Annotated in this window: 16 protein-coding genes, 1 tRNA gene and 1 pseudogene; 14 read left to right on the top strand and 4 right to left on the bottom strand. The window is 63.6% G+C overall.

Going from position 1 to position 21915, the window contains the following annotated elements:
- The first annotated feature begins 252 nt into the window (after nucleotides 1-252).
- The 3 genes from FJ938_RS12045 (at nucleotide 253) to FJ938_RS12035 (ending at nucleotide 5260) form a co-directional block, all read left to right on the top strand.
- A tRNA-Arg gene (locus FJ938_RS12045) sits at nucleotides 253-329 on the top strand.
- 219 nt (nucleotides 330-548) lie between these two features.
- Entirely contained in the window at nucleotides 549-3932 is a 3384-nt protein-coding gene (locus FJ938_RS12040; protein ID WP_140693934.1) for an adenylate/guanylate cyclase domain-containing protein, read from the top strand.
- Nucleotides 3933-3943: 11 nt separating this feature from the next.
- The gene (locus FJ938_RS12035; protein WP_140693932.1) at nucleotides 3944-5260 is read left to right on the top strand and encodes an extracellular solute-binding protein; all 1317 of its coding nucleotides are present in this window, start codon (nucleotides 3944-3946) and stop codon (nucleotides 5258-5260) included.
- Here the strand turns inward: FJ938_RS12035 and FJ938_RS29900 are convergent.
- Together FJ938_RS29900 and FJ938_RS12025 are read right to left on the bottom strand one after the other, a co-directional pair.
- Nucleotides 5167-5541 (bottom strand): hypothetical protein, encoded by a 375-nt coding sequence (locus FJ938_RS29900; protein ID WP_246673280.1) that lies wholly within the window; start codon nucleotides 5539-5541, stop codon nucleotides 5167-5169. The two genes, FJ938_RS12035 and FJ938_RS29900, sit on opposite strands and share 94 nt — an antisense overlap.
- A gap of 21 nt (nucleotides 5542-5562) precedes the next feature.
- Complete coding sequence (locus FJ938_RS12025; protein WP_140693929.1) at nucleotides 5563-6957, bottom strand: FAD-binding oxidoreductase; 1395 nt, start codon at nucleotides 6955-6957, stop codon at nucleotides 5563-5565.
- A gap of 106 nt (nucleotides 6958-7063) precedes the next feature.
- Here FJ938_RS12025 and FJ938_RS12020 point away from each other — a divergent pair, with 106 nt between their 5' ends.
- On the top strand, nucleotides 7064-7966 hold the full coding sequence (locus FJ938_RS12020) for a LysR substrate-binding domain-containing protein (protein ID WP_140693927.1): 903 nt from the start codon (nucleotides 7064-7066) through the stop codon (nucleotides 7964-7966).
- A gap of 53 nt (nucleotides 7967-8019) precedes the next feature.
- Here FJ938_RS12020 and FJ938_RS12015 read toward each other — a convergent pair whose 3' ends face one another.
- Nucleotides 8020-8808 carry a hypothetical protein gene (locus FJ938_RS12015; RefSeq protein ID WP_140693924.1) on the bottom strand — a complete coding sequence of 263 codons (789 nt, stop codon included), beginning with the start codon at nucleotides 8806-8808 and terminating at the stop codon, nucleotides 8020-8022.
- 310 nt (nucleotides 8809-9118) lie between these two features.
- Here FJ938_RS12015 and FJ938_RS12010 point away from each other — a divergent pair, with 310 nt between their 5' ends.
- On the top strand, nucleotides 9119-9883 hold the full coding sequence (locus FJ938_RS12010; protein WP_140609835.1) for an SDR family NAD(P)-dependent oxidoreductase: 765 nt from the start codon (nucleotides 9119-9121) through the stop codon (nucleotides 9881-9883).
- A 21-nt stretch (nucleotides 9884-9904) separates the two neighbouring features.
- Here the strand turns inward: FJ938_RS12010 and FJ938_RS12005 are convergent, their stop codons facing one another.
- Complete coding sequence (locus FJ938_RS12005; protein WP_181168895.1) at nucleotides 9905-10606, bottom strand: GntR family transcriptional regulator; 702 nt, start codon at nucleotides 10604-10606, stop codon at nucleotides 9905-9907.
- 225 nt (nucleotides 10607-10831) lie between these two features.
- On the opposite strand from FJ938_RS12005, the gene FJ938_RS12000 reads away from it, so the two are divergent.
- The 9 genes and pseudogenes from FJ938_RS12000 to FJ938_RS11955 form a co-directional block, all read left to right on the top strand.
- A complete protein-coding gene (locus FJ938_RS12000; RefSeq protein ID WP_140693919.1) occupies nucleotides 10832-11872 on the top strand; it encodes an ABC transporter substrate-binding protein in 1041 nt (346 codons plus the stop codon).
- Nucleotides 11873-11950: 78 nt separating this feature from the next.
- Nucleotides 11951-13036: an ABC transporter ATP-binding protein gene (locus FJ938_RS11995; RefSeq protein WP_140693917.1), complete on the top strand. Its 1086-nt coding sequence runs from the start codon at nucleotides 11951-11953 to the stop codon at nucleotides 13034-13036.
- Nucleotides 13033-13959: an ABC transporter permease gene (locus tag FJ938_RS11990; protein WP_140693914.1), complete on the top strand. Its 927-nt coding sequence runs from the start codon at nucleotides 13033-13035 to the stop codon at nucleotides 13957-13959. Before FJ938_RS11995 ends, FJ938_RS11990 begins: the two co-directional genes overlap by 4 nt.
- Nucleotides 13956-14750 carry an ABC transporter permease gene (locus FJ938_RS11985; RefSeq protein ID WP_140693912.1) on the top strand — a complete coding sequence of 265 codons (795 nt, stop codon included), beginning with the start codon at nucleotides 13956-13958 and terminating at the stop codon, nucleotides 14748-14750. The genes FJ938_RS11990 and FJ938_RS11985 overlap by 4 nt, the downstream gene beginning before the upstream one ends.
- A 49-nt stretch (nucleotides 14751-14799) precedes the next feature.
- Nucleotides 14800-16386, top strand: a complete 1587-nt coding sequence (gene ggt, locus FJ938_RS11980) for a gamma-glutamyltransferase (protein ID WP_140693909.1) — start codon at nucleotides 14800-14802, stop codon at nucleotides 16384-16386.
- Nucleotides 16387-16686: 300 nt separating this feature from the next.
- Nucleotides 16687-18207, top strand: a complete 1521-nt coding sequence (locus tag FJ938_RS11970) for an acyl--CoA ligase (RefSeq protein WP_181168896.1) — start codon at nucleotides 16687-16689, stop codon at nucleotides 18205-18207.
- Nucleotides 18208-18209: 2 nt separating this feature from the next.
- Complete coding sequence (locus tag FJ938_RS11965) at nucleotides 18210-19190, top strand: 2-dehydropantoate 2-reductase (protein ID WP_140609828.1); 981 nt, start codon at nucleotides 18210-18212, stop codon at nucleotides 19188-19190.
- A gap of 178 nt (nucleotides 19191-19368) precedes the next feature.
- A complete protein-coding gene (locus FJ938_RS11960; protein ID WP_140609827.1) occupies nucleotides 19369-20034 on the top strand; it encodes a hypothetical protein in 666 nt (221 codons plus the stop codon).
- Between the two features lie 7 nt (nucleotides 20035-20041).
- Nucleotides 20042-21915, top strand: a pseudogene (locus FJ938_RS11955) (OmpA family protein); the annotation flags it as partial.

The raw sequence follows: 21915 nt of genomic DNA, 5'->3' as shown, positions 1-21915 counted from the left end.
CGCCGAGGCGCGTCGGACGTGACACTTCGATGACCTTCCCCGAGAGCTCCTTTCCTCCCAGTTTGAAACCAGACCGGCTCTCGACAGCCTCAAAGCCCCGGAATCGGGGCCGTCATCGCTGGATGACAGGACCGCGACAAAACTTTTGCCGGATCGGCTTGCTTTTCGCGATTTCAGTCGTTAGGGAACTGCACACATTCGCGGCCGGTCTTTCGGATCGGATCGCGGGCCGTTGAAAACACGGCCTGTTGCGCGCCCGTAGCTCAGCTGGATAGAGCACCAGACTACGAATCTGGGGGTCAGGAGTTCGAATCTCTTCGGGCGCGCCAATCGTGACATACTGATTTGGCGCGACATTTTCCCCAGCACTGGAACAAAACTGGGCATCTGCGTCTGCTTCCGACCCGAAGAAGACGCCTGGACGGCTCAACTCGACTGACTTGTGGGCGGCCCAAAGATGATACTGCTCCTCGCATAAGAGGCGCGACCCTACTTAGTGTTTGCGATATAGTGCTCGGGCAAAGCTTCCACCGCCTGGGAGTAGGCACGTGGATATTCGAGCATGGCTGGTGAGCCTCGGTCTCGGCGAGTATGCCGACGCCTTCGGCAGCCAAGACATCGATGAAGAGGTGCTCCCGAGCCTGACCGCCGACGACCTGACGGCGCTCGGGGTCATATCGATTGGCCATCGGCGCAAATTGCTCAGCGCCATTGCGGCCCTCGCCGAGAGTCCGACCCGGCCCACAACGGCCCAGCCCCCGCCCGCCCCTTCGGATTCTCGCGCAGAGCGACGGCAACTCACTGTGATGTTCGTCGACCTCGTTGGCTCGACCGAGCTTGCGCAGGCGCTCGACCCGGAAGACATGCGCGAGGTCATTCTCGCCTATCAGCAGGTGGTTGCGCGAGAGATCGCTCGCTACGACGGGCGCGTCGCCAAGCTGATGGGCGACGGCGTGCTCGCCTATTTCGGCTGGCCACAGGCGCACGAGGATGACGCCGAGCGCGCGGTGCGAGGCGGCCTCGCCGCTGTTTCCGCCACCGGCCGGCTGACCGCGCCCGGCGGCAAGCCGCTAGCGGCGCGCGTCGGCATCGCCACGGGACTGGTGGTCGTCGGCGATCTGGTCGGCGAAGGCGCTGCACAAGAGGAAGCCGTTGTCGGAGACACGCCCAACCTCGCGGCCCGGCTGCAGGCACTCGCAGAGCCAGGCGCAGTCATCATCGCCGACACGACGCAAAAGCTGGTCGCGGGGCTGTTCGCGACAGCCGACCTCGGTGAGCGCCCTTTGAAGGGCTTTGCCGCTCCGGTGCGGTGCCGGCGCGTCGTCGGCGAAACAGCCGCCGAAAGCCGGTTCGAAGCGCGGCACGCCGTGCTTGCACCTCTGGTCGGGCGGGACCCTGAGCTGGCACTCCTGCTCGAACGCTGGCACCGCGCGACAGCGGCACAGGGTCGGGTCGTTCTGCTCAGTGGCGAGGCGGGCATCGGCAAGTCGCGCCTGATCGCGGCGCTCGCGGAGCGGGTTGCCACCGAACCGCATGCCGAGCTGCGCTTCTTCTGCTCCGCCTATCATACGAACAGCGCACTGCATCCTCTCATAGCGCACATCGAGCGAGCGGCGGGTTTCGTCAGTGACGACAGTGCCGATAGCAGGTTCGACAAACTCAGGGCACTGCTCGCCAGGCTCCATATGGAGACGGACGAGGCGCTGCCGCTGCTGGCGATCCTATTGTCGATCGACCCAGGCGGACGCTACCAGCCGCCCAGACTGCCCGCTCCGACACTCAGGGCGCGCACGCTGGCGGCGTTGATACGGCTGGTCGAGGCGTCGGCGGCGAACAAGCCGGCGCTTGTGCTGGTCGAAGACGCCCACTGGATAGACCCGACGACGGCAGAGTGGCTCGGGATGCTGGTTGAGCGGCTCGCCGGCCTGCGCGCCCTGTTGGTGGTGACGGCACGACCGGAATTCGAGCCGCACTGGAAGCCGCTATCGTCTGTAGAGATAGTGCTGCTCGGACGGCTCGAACAGGAACACGGCATAGCGATCATAGAGCGCGTTGCAGGCAACAGAAAGCTGCCGCCCGATATTGCCGACAGGATCCTGGCCAACACGGAAGGTGTACCGCTGTTCGTCGAGGAGCTGACGCGGACAGTCCTCGATTCCGGGCAGCTACTAGAGGCCGACGGGCGCTATCTCGCGATAGGGCCGCTGCCCAACCTGGCAATTCCATCGACCCTGCAGGACTCGCTGATGGCGCGCCTCGACCGGCTGTCGCCGGTCAAAGAGACGGCCCAGATCGGCGCCTGCATCGGGCGCATCTTCGGCCATCGGCTGCTCGCTGCGGTGAGCGGTACGGACCAGGCGCGGCTCGACGATGCGCTCCACCAGCTCGAACAGGCCGAGTTGGTGTTTCGCAGCGGCGTCGCGCCGGAGGCGACCTATACGTTCAAGCATGCGCTGGTGCGCGACACCGCCTACCAGAGCCTGCTGAAGAGCCGACGCCAGCAAATCCATGGCAGGATCGCCGCAGCGCTCGAAGCCGAGTTCGCCGAAATCGCCGAAGCCGAACCCGAGACCGTCGCGCAGCATTACACGCTGGCCGGACTGGCGGATGAGGGCGTGCCATGGTGGCTGCGGGCGGGGCAGCGCGCGATGGCAAGGTCTGCCAACCGCGAGGCCGCAGCTCACTTCGCCAAGGGGCTCGAGCTTACCGCGTCACTGCCTGCTTCCGAGACCCGGCTCAGGCAGGAAGTTTCACTGTGGACGGCGATGGGCTCGGCTCTTGTCCCCGCCAAAGGTTGGGCCGCCCCGGAGCCCCTGCAGGCATTTTCGACCGCGCGGGAACTTGCCGCGCGGCTCGGCGACAAAGTCAAGCTGTTCGCAGCGGTGCGCGGCGAGAGTGGCTGCCGTACCATCTCGGGCGACCTGCGCGCCGCCGAAGCTCTTGCCATGCAGTGCAAGACGCTCGGGGTGGAGCTCGCCGAGGCATCCGGCGATTCTGAGTACCTGCTGGAGGCACACCATCAACTCTGGGGCGTCAATTTCTATCTCGGCAGGTACGAGTCCGCTGAACCGTTTGTCAGATATGGCCTTGAAACCTACGACTACGAGCGGCATCGCCACCTTGCGTGGGGCTATACCGGGCACGATCCCGGCGTCTGTTGCAGGTCGTTCCACGCGCAGATGCTCTGCATATGCGGCAAGCCTGACGGTGCGATTCAGCAGGCAAGGGAAGCCGTCGCCCTGGCCCAGCGCGACTCCCATCCCCTTAGCTTGGCCCAGGCACAGATGGCCCTCGGCGTTGTCCACCTACTCCGGCGAGAGCCCGGCGAGGCGCGACGCTGGGCTGAAAAAGCCATTGCGGTGTGCACCGAGTTCGCCCTCCCGCTGCTGCTGGGGCAGGCTCGCGCCTTCTTCGGCTGGGCGCTTGCTGGTCTGGGTGCGTTGGACGATGGGATTGGCGAGATGCGTGATGGGATAGCGGCGATGGCCGAAACCGGCGCCGACATGGGGATGGCCGCTTATCTGTGCGCGCTAGCGCGGGCCTGCGGCGAGCGCGGCGAGGCAAGCGAGGGACTGGCCGTTCTGGAGCAGGCGTTCGACACGCTCGCCAAATCAGGCTCCACATATCAGCTGCCCGAGTTGTTGAGTGCGAAAGGAGAGTTGCTGTCACGGCTGGACCCGCGCGGCGACGCCGCCGAAGACCCTTTGCGGCAATCTTTGGCCGCCGCCCGCGAGCAGGGCGCGATACTGGCCGAGTTGAGAGCTGCTTTTCGCCTCGCGGGACTTTGGGCCAACCACGGCCGCGACAAGGAGGCGCGAGAGTTGCTCGCACCGGTCTATGCGGCATTCAACGAAGGCCTCGACACGCCTGACCTGATGGAGGCCGGACGCCTGCTGCAACGGCTTCCGCAAGGAGCGACCGCGGTGCCCTAGGGAGGAGAGCCATGCTCAAACGAATGTGGGTCGGCCTGTTGGCGGGCGTTGCACTGCTGCCGCCTAGCAGCCAGGCTGATGCGACAACCGAACTCACGATCCTGTGGGCAGAATGGGATCCGGCCAACTATCTGCAGGAGCTCGCCGACGAGTATGAGAAGGAGACCGGGGTCAAGGTCACGGTCGAGACCGTGAACTGGCCCGGTTTCCAAGACAAGGCATTTATGGAGTTCAATGCCCACTCTGATTCCTACGACATGGTCGTCGGCGATTCGCAATGGCTTGGAGCCGGCGCCACGGAGGGTCACTACGCCGAGCTGACCGATCTCGTGAAGGAGAGCGACCTGACCAAGGTCATGACCCCGGCGTCGATGACTTATTATTCCGAATATCCAAGGGGCAGCGGACGCTACTGGGCCGTTCCGCTCGAGGCCGACGCGGTCGGCTGGGCCTACCGCAAGGATTGGTTCGAGGATCCCGCCGAAATGAAGGCCTTCAAAGAGAAGTACGGCTACGACCTCGCCCCGCCGAAAACCTGGATGCAGCTGCGCGACATCGCCGAGTTCTTCTACCGACCGCACGCCAACCCACCGCGCTATGGTGTCGCGATCTATACAGAGCAGCACGGCGACGGGCTGATCATGGGCTTCATGTCCGAATTGTTCAGCTATGGCGGCGAGCTCGGGAACTACAGCACTTGTGCGGTCGAAGGCATCGTTAACTCGCAGCAAGCCATCAAGGCGCTTGAGGCTTACAAGGAACTCTATTCCTTCACGCCGCCGGACTGGGGTAACACCACCAATCGAGAGGAAGACCTGGCGATCACCGGGGGGCTGGCGGCAATGAGTATGAACTTCTTCGCCTTCTTTCCGGCGCTGGCGAATCCAGCGATAAATCCGAACGCCTCCGTTACTGGATTCTTCGCCAGCCCGGCTGGACCGGGCGGGGATCGATTCACGGCGCTGGGGGGCCAAGGTATTTCGATCGTCTCTTATTCGCGCAAACAGGCGGAAGCCAGGAAGTTCCTTGAATGGCTCGCTCGCGACGACACGCAGCAGAAATGGGCGGACCTTGGCGGCTATACCGCCGACGCCCACATTCTGGAGTCGGAGAAGTTCCGCAACGCTACGCCGTACAATGAAGCGTTTTATCAGAGCCTCTTCGTGGTGAAGGACTTCTGGGCAGAACCCTACTACGCCAAGCTCGTCGATCAGATGAACGCACGTCTGGCACCCTACCTGCTCAAGGATGGGGGATCGGCAAAGGAGACGCTCGACGGGATCGCGGCCGACTGGAAGACGACGATCGCCGAAAACGGCTGCAAATAGACGCCCTTGATCGCAAAATTGCGTCGCAAGGCGCGTGCGGCCTCCGATACATCGCCGATGCGCCTGTGGGCGGGCTCCAGGACGGCCACGCCGTCATGCCATTCACCCGCCAGCATCATCAGCAGGCCGGCGAGAACGATCGCCTTGTCGCCGACGTCGGCCAGGCTCGCGCCAAGACTATCGCCGGCAAGGGGCGCGACGGCGCCGACGCTCTGAAACTGAAACGACATTGCCGCGCGGGCGACGAACAGGACAGCCCGGATCGTCCAGCGGCTACGCAAGGTTCTCTCACGGATTGCGAATTACCCAGGCCTGATATTCTGGTTCAGTCGGAAGAAATTGGTCGGGTCGTATTGCGTCTTGATGGCGGCGAGGCGTGCATAGTTTCCACCGTAAGCGTCCCGCACGCGCTCGTCACCCTCATCACCGAGATTGTTGGCATAGACACCGCCGGTAGAGAATGGCCTCACCGCATTCCACAGGTCGCGCGCCCAGCCTATATTCGCCTCGTCATCGGCGGGATCGTCCCAGATGGCGATCGGGAAGCAATCGACAGCCGCGTCGCGATTGGCGTAGGGCGAATCCGATGCCGGCACGCGGGCGATGGCTCCGCCGACCTGTTGGAAAACCAGCAGGCTGGAGCGATTGGGAGCCGCCGCGTAACGGTCGAGCAACGCGTCGATCGCACCGTCGCTGATCTCGCGCAGGAACTGCGCCTTCCAGTAATAGCGTCGTCCGCGCGGAAAGAGGCTATCGCCCGCCGATTGAATTTGGAGATAAGGAACGGCCTGAAGGCGGCTTTCGATGGGGGATCCGAATGTCATCAGCGGTGCGATGACAGGTTCGCCCGCTTCGGGTGACCCGACATAGCAGGCCGAGATGCTGAAGCCCCGGTCGCCCGTCGGCAACGTGACGAGCGCGGCGTCGACGCTCAACTCGTCCGGGGCTTCTCGGGAGAACCGATCGTAAAACCGCATGGCCTCGCGCGCATGATCGTAGGCGTGAAGCACCGAGCCCACGAGAAGAGCCGGGCCGAGCGGATGCAGCCGGTATTCGAACGCCGTCACTATGCCGAAATTGCCGCCGCCGCCGTGCAAGGCCCAGAACAGTTCGGGATGCTCGCCGGCGCTTGTCCGCAACAGCCGGCCGTCGGCGGTGACGATTTCAGCGGCGATCAGATTATCGCAGCTCAGGCCGTGCTTGCGTCCAAGCTTGCCGAAGCCGCCGCCGAGCGTGAGGCCGGCAATGCCGGTGTCGCTGTTGACGCCCATGGTCGTCGCAAGACCGTGGGCCAGTGTGGCGGCGTCGAATTCGCCGAGATTCAGGCCAGCCTCGGCCCTGGCGATGCGGCGCTCGGGATCGACGACGATCTTCTTCATGCGGGATAGATCGATCACCATGCCATAGTCGCAGACGGACAGACCGGCAACGTTATGGCCGCCGCTGCGAACGGCCACGAGACAGCCTTGTGACCTGGCATAGGCCACGGCAAGAACGACATCATCGGGATGGGCGCAAAAAACGATGACAGAGGGACGTCTGTCGATCGCCCCGTTCCAGACCCCACGCGCCTGGCCGTAAGTGGGGTCTGTCGGCAACACCAGTTCGCCGCGTAAGCCTTGCCGCAGTTGTTCGATCACCGTCTTCGAAAAATGGGATCGGCCCGACGGCACATCGGTCTGTCGTGAAATCTCCATCGTTATCGTCCTCGCTCCAACGGGACTACGGTCTCACGGGGACCAGCCTTCTGCAAAAGCGAAATTCTTAGCTGCTGGATGAGAGGAATTCATCTACGCTGAATGCATGAGAAACTGTCCGCCGCTCCGCGCTTTGCACGCCTTCGAGGCCGCAGCCCGGCACGGCAGCTTCAAGGCGGCAGCAGCGGAGCTCGGCGTGACACCGACGGCGATCAGCCATCAGGTCCGCTCGCTGGAAGAAATATGCGGTCGCAAGCTGTTCCAGCGCCGGCCGCGCCCGCTCGTGCTGACGAGTGCGGGAGCGCGACTGTTTCCTATCCTTCGCAACGGCTTTGATCTTCTCGCAGGCTCTCTTGCCGCAGTCGCCGAGCCGGATGTTCAATCGCCATTGCGGGTGACGAGCCCGAACGCTTTCGCAAGCCGATGGCTGGTGCCCCGGTTACCGAAATGGCGAGAGGCCAACCCGGCCGTGCCACTGGAGATCATCGGGACGGACGCGGTACTCGACCTTCGTGCCGGCGCCGCGGATGTTGCGATCCGCTACACGCGCCGCCCGCCTTTGGGCGTTGCCGCTCAGGAAGTGTGCCGCGATTCCTTCTTTCCCATTTGCAGTCCCCGATTGTTGGCGAGCGACGGACGGGCGATCGAGCGTGCCGCCGATCTCCTGCGGTATCCCCTGATCCACTTTGACTGGATGAATCGGGATCCGGACGCTCCCACCTGGCCCCGGTGGCTGGCGACGGCCCGTTCGATCGATCCGGACCTGGCGGACAAAGCCTGGGATTTGAGCTTCCGCGAGGAACTACACGCGATCGATGCGGTCGTCGCCGGGCAAGGCATTGCGATCTGCAGCGACGTTGTGGTCGGCCGTGAACTGGAGAACGGCTCGCTCGTCAAGGCGCATCCATTGTCCTTGCCGGGCTACAGCTTCTATGTCGTCTGGATGCATCACAGTCCGCGACCCACGATCATCGAGTCGTTCCTGGCATGGATGAGAACCGTTACATGAGTGCCAGCCTGTGAACGTTCCCCAAAACCGGAGCCACTTGTGGGCGACAGGCATTAGAAATGCCAGATGTCCCGCTGCCTCCATAGATCCATCGGCGCCCGCCAAAGCCTGTATCTGGCGGCCTGCTCGATCTGCTGGCCCACGTCAAGGTGGCCATAGCCGACAAAGAAGGCTTCGAGCCGTCGTCGGGCAAAGAGCTTCTTTCCCTTGGTGGTGTAGTTTCGGATCGGCAGCCGGTGCGGCGTTATCCTGCATCCATCCCTGGCCAACGCGACACCAATGCAGAATTGTTCCGGCGTATGCGCTCTTACGACACCGATCAGTTGCTCGATTGCATGATAGGCGTCGCTCAGTGCGGGAAGGGCGGCATTGTGGACACCCAGGACCCCGCTGCTCCACATCGGCTCGCTTCCGGTCAGTATCTTCTCGCCAAGCATCAAATGCCTGCCTTCGATGGCACGATAGGGCGCCTTTGGCCGACCCTCGCACCTGTTCATGACGGAATGTGAGGGGGAAATCTGGCCGAAACAGCCTGAAATGTCGCCAATCGGATACATGTCCGTGTCCATGAGGAACAGGCGCTCGCAGGACTCCAGCAGATCGATGATGCCGGCCGCCTTGATGCCGAAGCGGCATCGGCCGCCAAATGACATTTCGGCCATCCGGCTCGCCGTAAGCTCCATCGTCCCGATGGGATAGCCGTCGAAAATCTGCGGCCTGTCGGTGAGGACAGTGATCTTCGCGCCCGGGCAATAGTGCAGCAGCCTCAGCGCGCTGAAGAGCGCGCCGCGCGCGTATAGCTCGTCATCGCCGAACGCGATGTATCCGAAACTGTCGCTCATTTCCGGCCCCGGCAGCAGCGCCGCGCCCTGACCTTTGCTCGAATCGCCGGAGGAGTCCATAAGCTTCAGCTTATGCAGCCTCCCCAATCATCGAAGAGATGATTGCAACCCGCCGCCTCGGTTGTTGCGCATCCCCGGCATGTCAAAAATGTCGTCTTTCGCACGGAGGGCGCGGACCCGTTGGCGCCGGGATATCCTCGTTCGGATTGCGCTCTCTTGCGCCAACATTCTTGTTAGGTCGGATTGCGGGCGCGCCGGTAAACCGGCAAACCAATCCAATCGAAAATGATGCCAGCCCCAAGGAGCCCGCATGGCCGCGACCACCAGCAAGATCAGACGCGCCTTGATTACCGGCGCGGGAGCGGCTGACGGAATCGGCTTCGCCATTGCCCGTCACCTCGGCAAAGCCGGGCACGCCGTTTTCCTGACCGGGGCCAGTGCGCGTGTGATGGATCGCGCCGCGGAGCTTCGCGGCGAAGGCATCGATGCCACTGCCGCGGTTGCCGATCTCACCCTGGCTGCCGATGTCGCGCGGCTGCAGGTGGCCGCCGGCGCGGTCGATATCCTGGTCAACAATGCCGGCATGGGCTCGCTGGCATCGCCGTCGGCCGACAAGGCGTTTGTCTCGATGACCGAGGCCGACTGGGATCAAGGAATCGACGTCAGCCTGAAGACCGCGTTCCTCGTCACAAAGGCGTTTCTGCCGGCGATGGTCGAAGCGGGCTACGGACGCGTCGTCAATGTAGCGTCGGTCACCGGGCCGATCGTGTCTTTCGAAGGCACATCAGCCTATTCCGCCGCCAAGGCCGGCATGGTCGGCCTGACACGCGCACTGGCGCTGGAAATGGCAAAGGACGGCATAACCGTCAACGCGGTCGCGCCCGGCTGGATCGAAACCGGCGCGTCGAGCGCGATGGAGCTGGCAGCGGCCCTGCATACGCCGCCGGCGCGGGCCGGCCGGCCCGATGAAGTGGCCGCGGCGGTCGTGTTCCTGGCATCGGAGGGCGCCAGCTATGTCAACGGCGCCGTGCTGGTGGTTGACGGCGGCAACAGCCTTCAGGAACGCAAGGGCTGAAGGCGCGCCGTCCCAACCCGCTCAGGACGCCTTGGCGAGAAAACTCTGGTAATCGGACTTGGCCTGCAGCAGGCGCAACACGTTCTCGCGCGAGCCGCGCACATGGGCACGCGCCAGCATGCCGGCCCGGCCGGCGTCGCCGGCGCAGATGGCCTCGACGATCTCGGCATGCTCGTCGCGGGCGATCTTCCATTCGTCCAGCCACAACAGTTCGGTCCAGACATAGTGCTGGCACTTGTCGAGGATGCCGCAAAGCATGCCGTGCAGCATGGCGTTGCCGCTGATCTGCGCGATGACGCGGTGCAGATCGATGCCGACCTCCAGCTCCTGGAATTTTTCTTTTGTGGTACGATCGGGAATGGCGGCAAGCCGCTCGCATTCGGCCAGCATGGCACGCAGCCGCGCCTTGTCCTTCTCGGTCGCGGCGACGGCCGCGAGTTCCGTGGCATGGCCGTCGAGCAGTTCGCGGATGTCGAAGGCCTCGCGGAACATGTTGATGTCGAACTCGGTGACGGCATAGCCCTGGCGGGGCCGGCCGGTGACAAGCCCGTCGCGCTCCAGCCGGTTGAAGGCCTCGCGCACCGGCGTGCGGCTGACATTGAGCTTCGCCGCGATGTCGCTCTCGGTGACGCGGGCGCCAGGCGGAATCTGGCCGGTCACGATCATCGCCTTGAGCGAGGTGTAGACCGAGTCGCGCAGCGTGTTTTTCGTTTCCTTGGCCAAGATCCGCTTCCAGTCCTCCGGCACTCACGCCGGACATTGCCACGTTTGTAGTCGTTGTCGGTCCAATTTGCCACGCGGGTGGCTGCGTCTCTCACAGGCTTGTCCGGCTCGAATAGATCGCGCCAGCCGGTGTTGACAACACCGATCCCTCGGCTACATTCAAAATTGTATACAAAATCGCATGCTAAATCAAAAACAAATGGGAACACCGGTTGGAGCACCGAAATGAACAGGACCAGCAGCTTTAAAGCCTTTGCCATAGCCGGCCTCGCAGCCTCCGTGGCAGTGCCCGCCGTCGCGGCCGACACGATCACCGTCGCCTCATGGGGCGGCACCTATCAGGAGGCGCAGACAAAGGCGTTCTTCAAGCCGACCGCCGACGCGCTCGGCATCACCATCAAGGAAGACACCACCAACGGCCTTGACGACGTGCGACTGCAAGTAACCGGCAACGCGGTGAAGTGGGACATCACCGAACTCGGCGCCGACGAATGCGCGCGCGGCTCGAAGGAAGGGCTGTTCGAAAAGCTCGATTACGGCATTATCGACAAGAGCGGCATCAACCCGAAGCTCGTCCATGACGACTGGGTCGGCATCTCCTACACCTCCGTCGTGCTGATCTACCGGACCGACGTCTTCGGCGACAAAGGCCCGAAGACCTGGGCGGATTTCTGGAACGTGAAAAAATTTCCCGGGCGGCGCGCGCTGAGCAGCAGCCAGGCGACCGAGACGTTGAGCGTCGCCGCCCTCGCCTCCGGCCTGCCGATCGACAAGGTCTATCCCGTCGACATCGACGCCGCGCTGAAATCGGTCGACAAGATCCGCGGCCATGTCGACGCCTGGTGGACGTCGGGCGCGCAGGCCATGCAGCTGGTCAAGGACGGCGAAGTCGACATGGCGAGCATCTGGAACGGCCGCGCCGGCACCCTGAAGAAGGAAGGCGCGCCGGTCAGCTTCTCCTTCGACCAGGGGGTGCTGACCGCCGACTGCATGGTGATCCCGAAGGGCGCCAAGAACAAGGACGCGGCGATGAAGGCGCTGGCGATGTTCGTCAGCCCGCAATTGCAGGCCAATCTGCCGCTCTATGTCGACAACGGACCGGTGAACGAAAAGGCCTTCGAAACCGGCAAGATCCCGCCGGAGCGGATCAAGGACATCAACTCGTCGCCGGAGAACGTCAAGAAGCAGGTGCTGCAGGACGCCGAGTTCTGGCGCGACAATCTGGTCGAGGCGACCGAAAAGTTCAACAATCTGATCCAGCAATAGGCATTGACAAGGCAGGGCGGCACCAGCGTCGCCCTGCCTTCCGTCGCCTGAAAATTGCCGGCTAGGGAGAAAGTGATCTTGTCCATTGCGCTATCCGCGCTGCCGATCGGCTTGCGCGCGATCGAGAAACGATTTGGCTCCGTATCGGTCCTGCGCGACCTGAACCTCGATGTCGCGGCGGGCGAATTCCTGACGCTGCTTGGCCCTTCCGGATCCGGGAAGACGACGCTGCTGATGATCCTCGCCGGTTTCATCAGGGCCAATGCCGGTTCCATCAAGGTGGGCGACGACGAGATCATCACCACGCCGCCGCACAAGCGCAACATCGGCATGGTGTTCCAGAATTATGCGCTGTTCCCGCATATGAATGTCTTCCACAACATCGCCTTTCCGCTGAAGCAGCGTGGCGTGGCGACGGTCGAGACGGCGCAGCGTGTCGAAAAGGCGCTGGAGTTGGTGAAGCTGCAGGGCCTGGGCGAACGGCGGGTCGACCAGCTCTCCGGCGGCCAGCGCCAGCGCGTGGCGCTGGCGCGCGCCATCGTCTTCGAGCCGCGCATCGTGCTGATGGACGAACCGCTGTCGGCGCTCGACAAGGGCCTGCGCGAGCATATGCAGATCGAGCTGCGCGCCCTGCACCGGCGGCTTGGCATGACGACCGTCTATGTCACCCACGACCAGCGCGAAGCCATCACCATGTCGGACCGCATCGCTGTGATGAACGCCGGCCGCATCGAACAGCTCGACCGGCCCGAAACGCTCTATGCCGCGCCCAGGACGCAATTCGTAGCCGGCTTTATCGGCGAATCGAATTTCATTCCCGTCGAATGCCGCGACGGGGCGGTCTGGTACGAAGACAGACGGATCCACACAGCAATCCCGGCCCAGGCCTCGGGCCAGCACCTGATGGTGGTGCGGCCGGAAAAGCTGCGGCTGGTCACGAAAGCCGAGCCGTCGAACGGTATCAATCTGCTCGATGCCACGGTCAGCGACATCATCTATCAGGGCGATAGTTTCGTCTGCTACGCGATGCTGCGCGATGGCCGCCAGCTGACTTTGCGCGACTATTGCCGCAGCGACGTGCTGGCGAGGCTGCCGGCGCCCGGCCAGCCGATCCGCCTCGGCCTCGATGCGCAGGACACGATCCTGGTGGCGGCCGAAGAATGAGCGCGCAATCCGCCCTCATCGAGGGGACTGCCGGCGGCGTCGGCGGGGACCTGAACGCGCGGGCATTGCGCGCCGACGCGCGGCGCGAGTCGCTGCGGCTGCTGGCGCTGCTGTCGCCCAGTCTCTTCCTCGTCTGCGCCATCATCATCGTGCCGATCGGCTGGCTGTTCTGGCTGTCGCTGTTCGACGAGACCGGCGCCTTGAGCGCCGCCAATTATGCGCGCTTCTTCGAGCAGGCTTCGTACATCAAAACCTTTGCCACCACCTTCAAGGTCGCGTTCATCGTTACCGGGGCCTGCGTGCTGCTTGGCTATCCGCTGGCCTACATGCTGTCGCAACTGCCGCGCCGGGCGGCGTCGATCTGCCTGATCTTCGTCATCCTGCCGTTCTGGACATCGGTGCTGGTGCGCACCTATGCCTGGCTGGTGATCCTGCAGCGCAAGGGCCTGATCAACAGCTGGCTGATCGACCTCGGCGTCATCAGCCAGCCGCTGTCGCTCGCCAACAACCTGTCGGGCGTCGTCGTCGGCATGACGCACATCCTCTTGCCCTTCCTCGTCCTGCCGCTCTACGCCTCGATGAAGACCATCGACACCGACTGCCTGCGCGCCGGCATGAACCTCGGCGCCGGCCCCGTCGCGACCTTCCGGCAGATCTTCTTTCCGTTGTCGCTGCCCGGCCTCGCCTCCGGTGTGGTCATCGTCTTCGTGCTGTGTCTCGGCTTCTTCGTTACCCCGGCGCTGATGGGCGGCGGCAAGGTGGTCATGTGGGCGATGCGCATGGAACAGACCACCAGCCTCTATTCCAACTGGGGCGCGGGTGCCGCGCTCGGCGTGGTGCTGCTGGTCGTCACGCTGGCGCTGCTCGGCCTGTTCCAGTGGCTGCTCGGCGCGCGCGCCACCGGCGTGTGGAGTTCGCGATGAACGGGAGCCTGCCGATTTCGCACTGGCAACGCCTGTGGCTTTATGCGCTGGGCGGCCTTGTGCTTTTGTTCCTGATCGCGCCGTCGGTGATCATCGTCATCATGTCGTTCTCGGATTCGACGCTGCTGCAGTTTCCGCCGCAGCAATGGTCGCTGCGCTGGTACCAGACTTATTTCCAGTCACTGGAATGGCGCGACGCCACGATCGTCTCGGTGAAGGTGGCGCTCATCACCGTGCCGGTGGCGACGCCGCTCGGCACCGCTGCCGCCTATGCCATCAACCGGGGGACCCTGCGCTTCAACGGCACCATCAACGGCCTGCTCACGGCGTCGCTGATCATCCCGGTGATCCTGATCGGCATCGGTACCTTCTTCCTCTATGCCCGCATCGGGCTCAACAACACGCTGACCGGCCTGGTCATCGCGCACACGGTGCAAGCCTTGCCACTCGTGGTGCTGACCGTGCTGTCCGGACTGCGGTCCTACGACATGAACCAGGAGCGGGTGGCGCGCAGCCTGGGCGCCGGGCGCATCGCGGCGTTCTGGCAGGTGACCATGCCGCAGATCCGCTTCTCGATCGTCTCGGGCGCGCTGTTCGCCTTCATCACCTCCTTCGACGAGGTGGTGGTTTCGCTGTTCATTTCGGGCGGCGAGACGACGACGTTGACGCGCCGCATGTTCAATGCGCTGCGTGACCAGATCGACCCGACGATCGCCGCCATCTCCACCTGCCTGATCGTGCTGTCGGTCGTGCTTTTGGCAATCGCGCAGATCTTCGGCCGCCGTCCTTGATTTCATCGGACCAATTCGCTTCAAGTGACCAGGGGATACCCAGACAACAATGCGTGATTTCCAGTTTCCCGGCCGCTCGCCGGTTCGTGCCACCGAGGCCATGGCCGCCACCTCGCACCCGCTGGCGACGCTGGCTGCCATCGATATGCTGCGCGCCGGCGGCAACGCCATGGACGCGGCGGTCTGCGCGGCCGCCGTGCAAGGGGTGGTCGAGCCGCAATCGACCGGCATCGGCGGCGACTGTTTCGTGCTCTACTGTCCGGCTGGACAAGGCAATGTGCTGGCCTTCAACGGCTCCGGCCGCGCGCCGGCGGGCGCGACCGTCGATTGGTATCTGGAGAAGGGTTTCAGCGAGCTGCCGAAACAGGGGCCGCATGCGGTGACCGTGCCCGGTGCCATCGATGCCTGGTGCCGGCTGCTCGATGATCATGGCCGCAAGGGCATCGCCGAGGTGCTGGCGCCGGCCATCCACTATGCCGAGAACGGCTATGTCGTGCACGACCGCGTCGCCTTCGACTGGGCCGACCCGGAGACCGACCTGTCGGCCGACGAACATGCATCGCGCATTTTCCTGCCGGGCGGCAAGGCGCCGGAAGCCGGCGATGTCCATCGCCAGCCGGAACTCGCCGCCACCTTGCGGGTGATCGCCAAGCACGGCCGCGCCGGATTCTACGAGGGCGCCGTCGCCGACGACATGGTGCGCCGGCTCAATGAACTGGGCGGGCTTCATTCGCTCGAGGATTTCGCCGCGACCAAAGGCGACTATGTGGCGCCGGTCAGCACCGCCTATGGCGGCTATGACATCCACCAGATGCCACCGAACAACCAGGGGCTGACGGCGCTTTTGATGCTGAACGTGCTGTCAGGGTTCAAGCTCGGCGGGCTCGATCCCAATGGGGCCGAACGCCTGCATCTGGAGATCGAGGCCGGACGACTGGCCTACCGGGACCGCGACACCTTTCTCGGCGATCAGGACCATGTCCCGGTGCCGGTGAGAGAGCTTCTGTCCAGCGCCTATGCCGACCGGCTGCGCGCCGAGATCGACAGCGAGCGCGCCATGACGCATCTGCCGCGCGTCGACTTGCCGGGCAGCGACACGGTTTACATCTCGATCGTCGACCGCGACCGCAACGCGGTCTCCTTCATCAACTCGACCTATTACTCGTTCGGCAGCGGCGTCGTCGGCCCGAAGACCGGCATCGTGCTGCAAAACCGTGGCTCGAGCTTTCGCCTCGACCCCGCGCACCCGAACGCGATCGCGCCCGGCAAGCGGCCGATGCACACGATCATGCCCGGCATGGCGACCCGGAACGGCCGCGTGGTGATGCCGTTCGGCGTCATGGGTGGCGGCTACCAGCCGTTCGGGCATGTCCATCTTTTGACCAACATGATCGACTTCGGCATGGACCCGCAGCAGGCGGTGGATGCGCCACGGGTGTTCTACAATGACGGCGTTGTGGAGGCCGAGCGCAGCGTGCCCGCCGAGGCGGTTGCGGGCCTTCGCCGGCGCGGCCATGAGGTCACGGAGCCGCCCCACCCGCTCGGCGGAGGCCAGGTGGTGCTGATCGACTGGGAGAAGGGAACGCTGACCGGGGCGTCGGATCCACGCAAGGACGGGTTGGCGCTGGGTTATTGAGGGGATGAGCAAGGAGGTGGCAGTGCGGAAATTGCCAAGTGCTCAATTCAAGTTTGGCCTTCCTTTTCAGGCGCTGGTGCTGCCCCTCACCTGCCTGCCGGCATCCTCTCCCCGTATAGTGACGGGGAGAGGGGGCTCCGCTCCCTCAGCGCTTTCGCGGCAACGCTGGCAGTTGGCGAAGCCATCGGCGACTGCGTCTTTCTCCCCGTCATTATACGGGGAGAAATGCCCGGCAGGGCAATGAGGGGCGGCGCTAACCTCCGCTGAACTTTCACGAGCTTTGAAACATAGCCGGTGACCATGACCCAAACCCACACAGACCTCACCCACCGCCTCGTTGCCGGCACCGATGATGCGCCGGCCATCCTGGCGCCCGAGAGCGCAACGCTCACCCATGGCAAGCTGCGCGCGCTGATCGCGGCCACGGCCAGCCGGCTGCACGCGCTTGGCATCGGCCGGGGCGACCGGGTGGCGATCGTGCTGCCGAACGGGCCGGAGATGGCAACCGCCTTCGTCGCCGTGGCGGCCGCCGCCTCGACGGCGCCGCTCAATCCCGCCTATCGGGCGGACGAACTCGATTTCTACCTCACCGACATCGGCGCCAAGGCGATCCTTGTCGCGGAGACCGAGGCCGGCCCGGCCGTGGCGGTGGCCGAACGCCTCGGCATCGGCGTGCTGCGGCTTGTCGTGCCGCCGGACGCCCCTGCCGGCAGCTTCACCATCGAAGGCGCGTCGGTCGGCCCGCAGGCGGCGTCCGACATGGCTGGGGATGACGACGTCGCGCTTCTGCTGCACACGTCGGGCACGACCTCGCGGCCCAAGCTGGTGCCGCTCAGCCACGCCAACATCGCGGCGTCCGCCTCCCATATCGGCGCGACGCTCGGCCTGACGGCCAGTGACCGCTGCCTCAACATCATGCCGCTGTTCCATATCCATGGCCTGATCGCGGCGGTGCTGTCGTCGCTGGCCTCGGGCGGCAGCATCTACTGCACGCCGGGCTTCAACGCGTTGCGCTTCTTCCAGTGGCTGGGCGACGCCAAGCCGAGCTGGTACACGGCGGTGCCGACCATGCATCAGGCGATCCTGCCGCGCGCGGCCCGCAATGAAGAGGTGCTGGCGGCTGCGCGGCTGCGCTTCATCCGCTCGTCCTCGGCATCGCTGCCGGCGCAGGTGATGGCCGAACTGGAAAGGACCTTCGGCTGCCCGGTGATCGAATCCTACGGGATGACCGAGGCCGCGCACCAGATGGCTTCCAACCGGCTGCCGCCGGGCCTGCGCAAGCCGGGCAGTGTCGGCGCATCGGCCGGACCCGACGTGGCGGTGATGGCGCCGGACGGGCGGCTGCTCGAAGCCGGCGAGACCGGCGAGATCGTCATTCGCGGGCCCAATGTCACTGGCGGCTACGAGAAGAACCCGGATGCCAATGCGACGGCTTTCGCGCATGGCTGGTTCCACACCGGCGACCAGGGCGTGCTCGACGCGGACGGCTATCTCCGGGTCACCGGCCGGCTGAAGGAGATCATCAATCGCGGCGGCGAAAAGATCTCGCCGCTCGAGGTCGACGACGTGCTGATGGACCATCCGGCGGTGGCGCAAGTGGTCACCTTCGCCATGCCGCACGACAAGCTCGGCGAGGAGGTGGCGGCGGCAGTGGTGCTGCGCGAAGGCATGAGCGCCACTGAAAGCGATATCCGCAGCCATGCGGCGATGCGGCTCGCCGACTTCAAGGTGCCGCGCAAGGTGCTGATCCTGGACGAGATCCCCAAGGGCGCGACCGGCAAGCTACAGCGCATCGGCCTTGCCGCCAAACTCGGGCTTTGACGATGAAGATCACCATTTTCGGCGCCGGCGCGATCGGCGGCTATCTCGCCGCCAAACTGGCGATCGCCGGCCGCACCGATCTGTCGATCGTGGCGCGCGGCGCCCATCTCGAAGCGATCGAGGCAGACGGCCTGCGCCTGATTGAGGACGGAAAGGAGACGGTCGCGCGCGTCCGTGCCGCCGCCAAGGCCGGGGAGCTCGGCGTCCAGGACATCGTGGTGCTGGCGCTGAAGGCCCACTCGCTCACCCCGGCGCTGGACCAGATAGCGCCGCTGCTCGGTCCGGACACCGCGGTCGTCACCATGCAGAACGGCGTGCCGTGGTGGTACTTTCACAAGGTCGGCGGGCCGCTCGAAGGCACCAGGCTCAACGCAGTCGATCCGGGCGGCGCGATCTGGCAGCGGATCGGGCCTGAGCGCGTCATCGGCTCGGTGGTCTACCCCGCCGTCGAGGTCGATGCGCCCGGCCTCATCCGGCATGTCGAGGGCAAGCGCTTCTCGCTCGGCGAACCCTCCGGCGAGCGCAGCGAGCGGGTGACGGCATTGGCGCAGGAAATGGTCAAGGCCGGGCTGCAGGCGCCGGTGCGCGACGACATACGCTCGGAGATCTGGGTGAAGCTGTGGGGCAACCTCTCCTTCAACCCGATCTCGGCGTTGACCGGCAGCACGCTTGCCGCGATCGTCGCCGACGAAGGCACCCGCCAGCTTGCCCGCACCATGATGCTGGAAGCCCAGGCGATCGGGGAAAGCCTCGGCGTGCGCTTCGCCATAGACGTCGACCGCCGCATCAAGGGCGCCGGCGACGTCGGCGAGCACAAGACCTCGATGCTGCAGGACCTGGAACGCGGCCGGCCGATGGAGATCGACGCGCTGGTGGGAGCCGTGCAGGAGCTTGGGCGACTGACGGGCAAGCCGACGCCGGCCATCGATGGGGTGCTGGGGTTGGTGAAGAGGCTGGCGGTGGAGCGGGGGTGTTATGGGTGAGAGCAATTATTTAAGCCAGAAGCAACGGGCTGCACCGACAATGCGTTGCTAGTCCAAGAGACGAAAAAGGAACGCACGAATCGGCTTGAGCCAAGGGGATTCCGGCTTGCAGGCAGGGTATTTGTCTGACATAATTTCCTATTCTCCGAGTTTTGCACTCTGGCGATTGGGCGTGAGGATGGCTAAGGACTCTTCGAATGCCGCTTCTTCGGCAAATAAAGCGGACGCAAATCTGATAGGTAATCCAGCCGAAAACGGGCTGAATTTCATGGCGGCCCAGGTTCGCGAGAGCGGGGTCTCCGGCGAGGCTGTAGGTGTCGACAAGATACGTGATCTGCTGTTCGGCAACCAGATGCAGGACTATGACCGCCGCTTTTCCAAGCTTGAAGAACGGTTCTTGCAGCGCTTCAAGGATGTCGAATCCGAGGCCAAGCGCAATCTTGAGATGTACGAGTCAAATGCAAAGAAGCAGGTCGATTCACTTGCGGGGCAATTGCGCAACGAAAAAGACGCACGAGCCGATGCCGACAAGGAGATTGACCGGAATCTTCGCGAACAAAATCAGGCACTTGAAAAGCAGGTGCGCTCGTTGTCGGATCAATTGAGCGAGCTTGAGCGCGAAGTTTCGGATCGGATAAATCGAAGCGACCATTCGCTGCGTGAGGAAATCAAGCAGAAGAATGAAAGCGTTCAGATGCTGATGGAGAAATTCTTTTCCGATCTCAGCAACGTCAAGACCGACCGAAATCTTTTGGCTGGCCTGTTTATCGAGGTTGCGAAGTGTCTGAATCAGGATCCCATCGGCAGCAAGGGCAACTCGGAACGCAGCTGGAAAGTGAGTTGATCGGAACTTGAGGTCGACCGTCGACCCAATCAACCCTTCTGAAAGAGCCGCTGCGAACGATACCGAGATTGATCGCGAGGCTCTGGCTCGGCTTTTGGTCGAAATTGCCCGGAACGTTGATCCGGACCACGGTGCGCTTTTCGACGGAATTCCAACCGCCGATCATCGCATGGAAACGCTTCGCCAGCTGCTGGTCGGCCGCGAAATTTCGGAGCTTTCACGAGTTGCGCACCTGCTTGACGAACCTGAGCAGCTTGCGGCAGCAGTGGGGAGCGTTCTCCCCGATGCAGCCGCACGTGCGTCTCATGCGCAACTCGGCGAGGCATTTGTGCCGGTTGTCGAGAGGGCTGCGCAAAGGTCCATCCAGAAGAACCCGCGCACGCTGACGGATATACTGTACCCGGTGTTTCTGCCGGCTATTCGCAAGTCTATCGGTGAAAAGATCGACCAGACCTTTCAGTCGCTGAATGAATCTTTAAGACATATATTTACCTGGCATGGACTTAAGTGGAGATTTGAAGCTTGGAGAACGGGGGCAAGCTTCTCGGAAGTTGTTCTTAATCATTCTCTTGTCTATCGTGTTGAGCATGTCTTTCTCATCAACCGCAGTTCCGGGCTTTTGATTGCACATGTAACTGCGGAAAATGCGACGAGCGAAGATCCTCAGCTCATTTCTTCGATGCTCAGCGCAATTCAAGATTTTGTAAGGGACTCATTTAACGAGAAAGAACAGAGCGGCCTGGACACTATCCGTTTTGGGGAGCTTCGTCTCTGGTCGGAGGTTGGACCGTTTGCGACACTGGTTTCGGTGATCAGGGGCAATCCGCCGGAAGAACTACACGAAATAATTCGCGACGTATTGCTCCGCATCCATGATGAATACTCACAGGCTTTGGAGCAGTTCGACGGCGACAGTTCGCAACTGGCCAGCGTAGAGACGCAGTTGCAAACCTGTGTTGAACTGAAACACGAGGAATCAAATGAGGGATTTCCGTGGCTGGTGCTGGCCGCAGCCCTGCTGGTTTTGATTCCGACGGGCATTTGGTTCTTTCTTTCCTGGCAATCCGGGCAGCGCTGGCAGGCCTATTTATCGCGACTGGAGACCCAGCCTGGCATCATCGTTGCCGAACAAACGGTGCGCGATGGCCAATTCTATATTGCCGGCCTGAGAGACCCGCTTGCCGCCGATCCGCAGTCGCTGCTGTCGGGAACGCAGGTCGATCCCGCCCGCGTTCATGCGAACTGGCAATTCTATCAGAGCCTTGAACCGGAGTTCGTGTTGAAGCGGCTGACGGCGTCGCTGGCTCCGCCGGATTCGGTGCGACTTTCGGTCGTCAAGGATCGCATCGTTGCCGAGGGCGAGGCTAACGCCACGTGGATCAGCCGGGCGCAGGCTGCCGCCCAGCAGCTTTCTGCAGGCGGACCGGTATTCGATATCTCCAGGGTCCGTGATGTGAGCCCCGAAGCACGCGCGGCAGAGCACTGGCAGGCCTATGTGTCGCGACTGGGGACCCAGCCGGGCATCATCGTTGCCGAACAAAACATCCGCGATGGCCAATTCTATATTGCCGGCCTGAGAGACCCGCTTGCCGCCGACCCGCAGTCGCTATTGTCCGGAACGCAGGTCGATGCCGCCCGCGTTCATGCGAACTGGCAATTCTATCAGAGCCTTGAGCCGGAGTTCGTGTTGAAGCGGTTGACGGCATCGCTGGCTCCACCGGATTCGGTGCGACTTTCGGTCGTCAAGGATCGCATCGTTGCCGAGGGCGAGGCTGACGCCACGTGGATCAGCCGGGCGCAGGCCGCCGCCCAGCAGCTTTCTGCAGGCGGACCGGTATTCGATATCTCCAGGGTCCGTGATGTGAGCCCCGAAGCACGCGC

Source organism: Mesorhizobium sp. B2-4-14 (assembly GCF_006442155.1).
Lineage (GTDB): Bacteria > Pseudomonadota > Alphaproteobacteria > Rhizobiales > Rhizobiaceae > Mesorhizobium.
This window is presented reverse-complemented; position numbering and strand designations above follow the sequence as displayed.

Coding starts and splice junctions, on each gene's coding strand:
- FJ938_RS12020 (WP_140693927.1), top strand. CDS start 7,064: ATGAGAAACTGTCCGCCGCTCCGCGCTTTGCACGCCTTCGAGGCCGCA.
- FJ938_RS12015 (WP_140693924.1), bottom strand. CDS start 8,808: ATGAGCGACAGTTTCGGATACATCGCGTTCGGCGATGACGAGCTATAC.
- ggt (WP_140693909.1), top strand. CDS start 14,800: ATGCGTGATTTCCAGTTTCCCGGCCGCTCGCCGGTTCGTGCCACCGAG.
- FJ938_RS11985 (WP_140693912.1), top strand. CDS start 13,956: ATGAACGGGAGCCTGCCGATTTCGCACTGGCAACGCCTGTGGCTTTAT.
- FJ938_RS12000 (WP_140693919.1), top strand. CDS start 10,832: ATGAACAGGACCAGCAGCTTTAAAGCCTTTGCCATAGCCGGCCTCGCA.
- FJ938_RS12010 (WP_140609835.1), top strand. CDS start 9,119: ATGGCCGCGACCACCAGCAAGATCAGACGCGCCTTGATTACCGGCGCG.
- FJ938_RS12025 (WP_140693929.1), bottom strand. CDS start 6,957: ATGGAGATTTCACGACAGACCGATGTGCCGTCGGGCCGATCCCATTTT.
- FJ938_RS11960 (WP_140609827.1), top strand. CDS start 19,369: ATGGCTAAGGACTCTTCGAATGCCGCTTCTTCGGCAAATAAAGCGGAC.
- FJ938_RS11990 (WP_140693914.1), top strand. CDS start 13,033: ATGAGCGCGCAATCCGCCCTCATCGAGGGGACTGCCGGCGGCGTCGGC.
- FJ938_RS11965 (WP_140609828.1), top strand. CDS start 18,210: ATGAAGATCACCATTTTCGGCGCCGGCGCGATCGGCGGCTATCTCGCC.
- FJ938_RS11970 (WP_181168896.1), top strand. CDS start 16,687: ATGACCCAAACCCACACAGACCTCACCCACCGCCTCGTTGCCGGCACC.
- FJ938_RS12035 (WP_140693932.1), top strand. CDS start 3,944: ATGCTCAAACGAATGTGGGTCGGCCTGTTGGCGGGCGTTGCACTGCTG.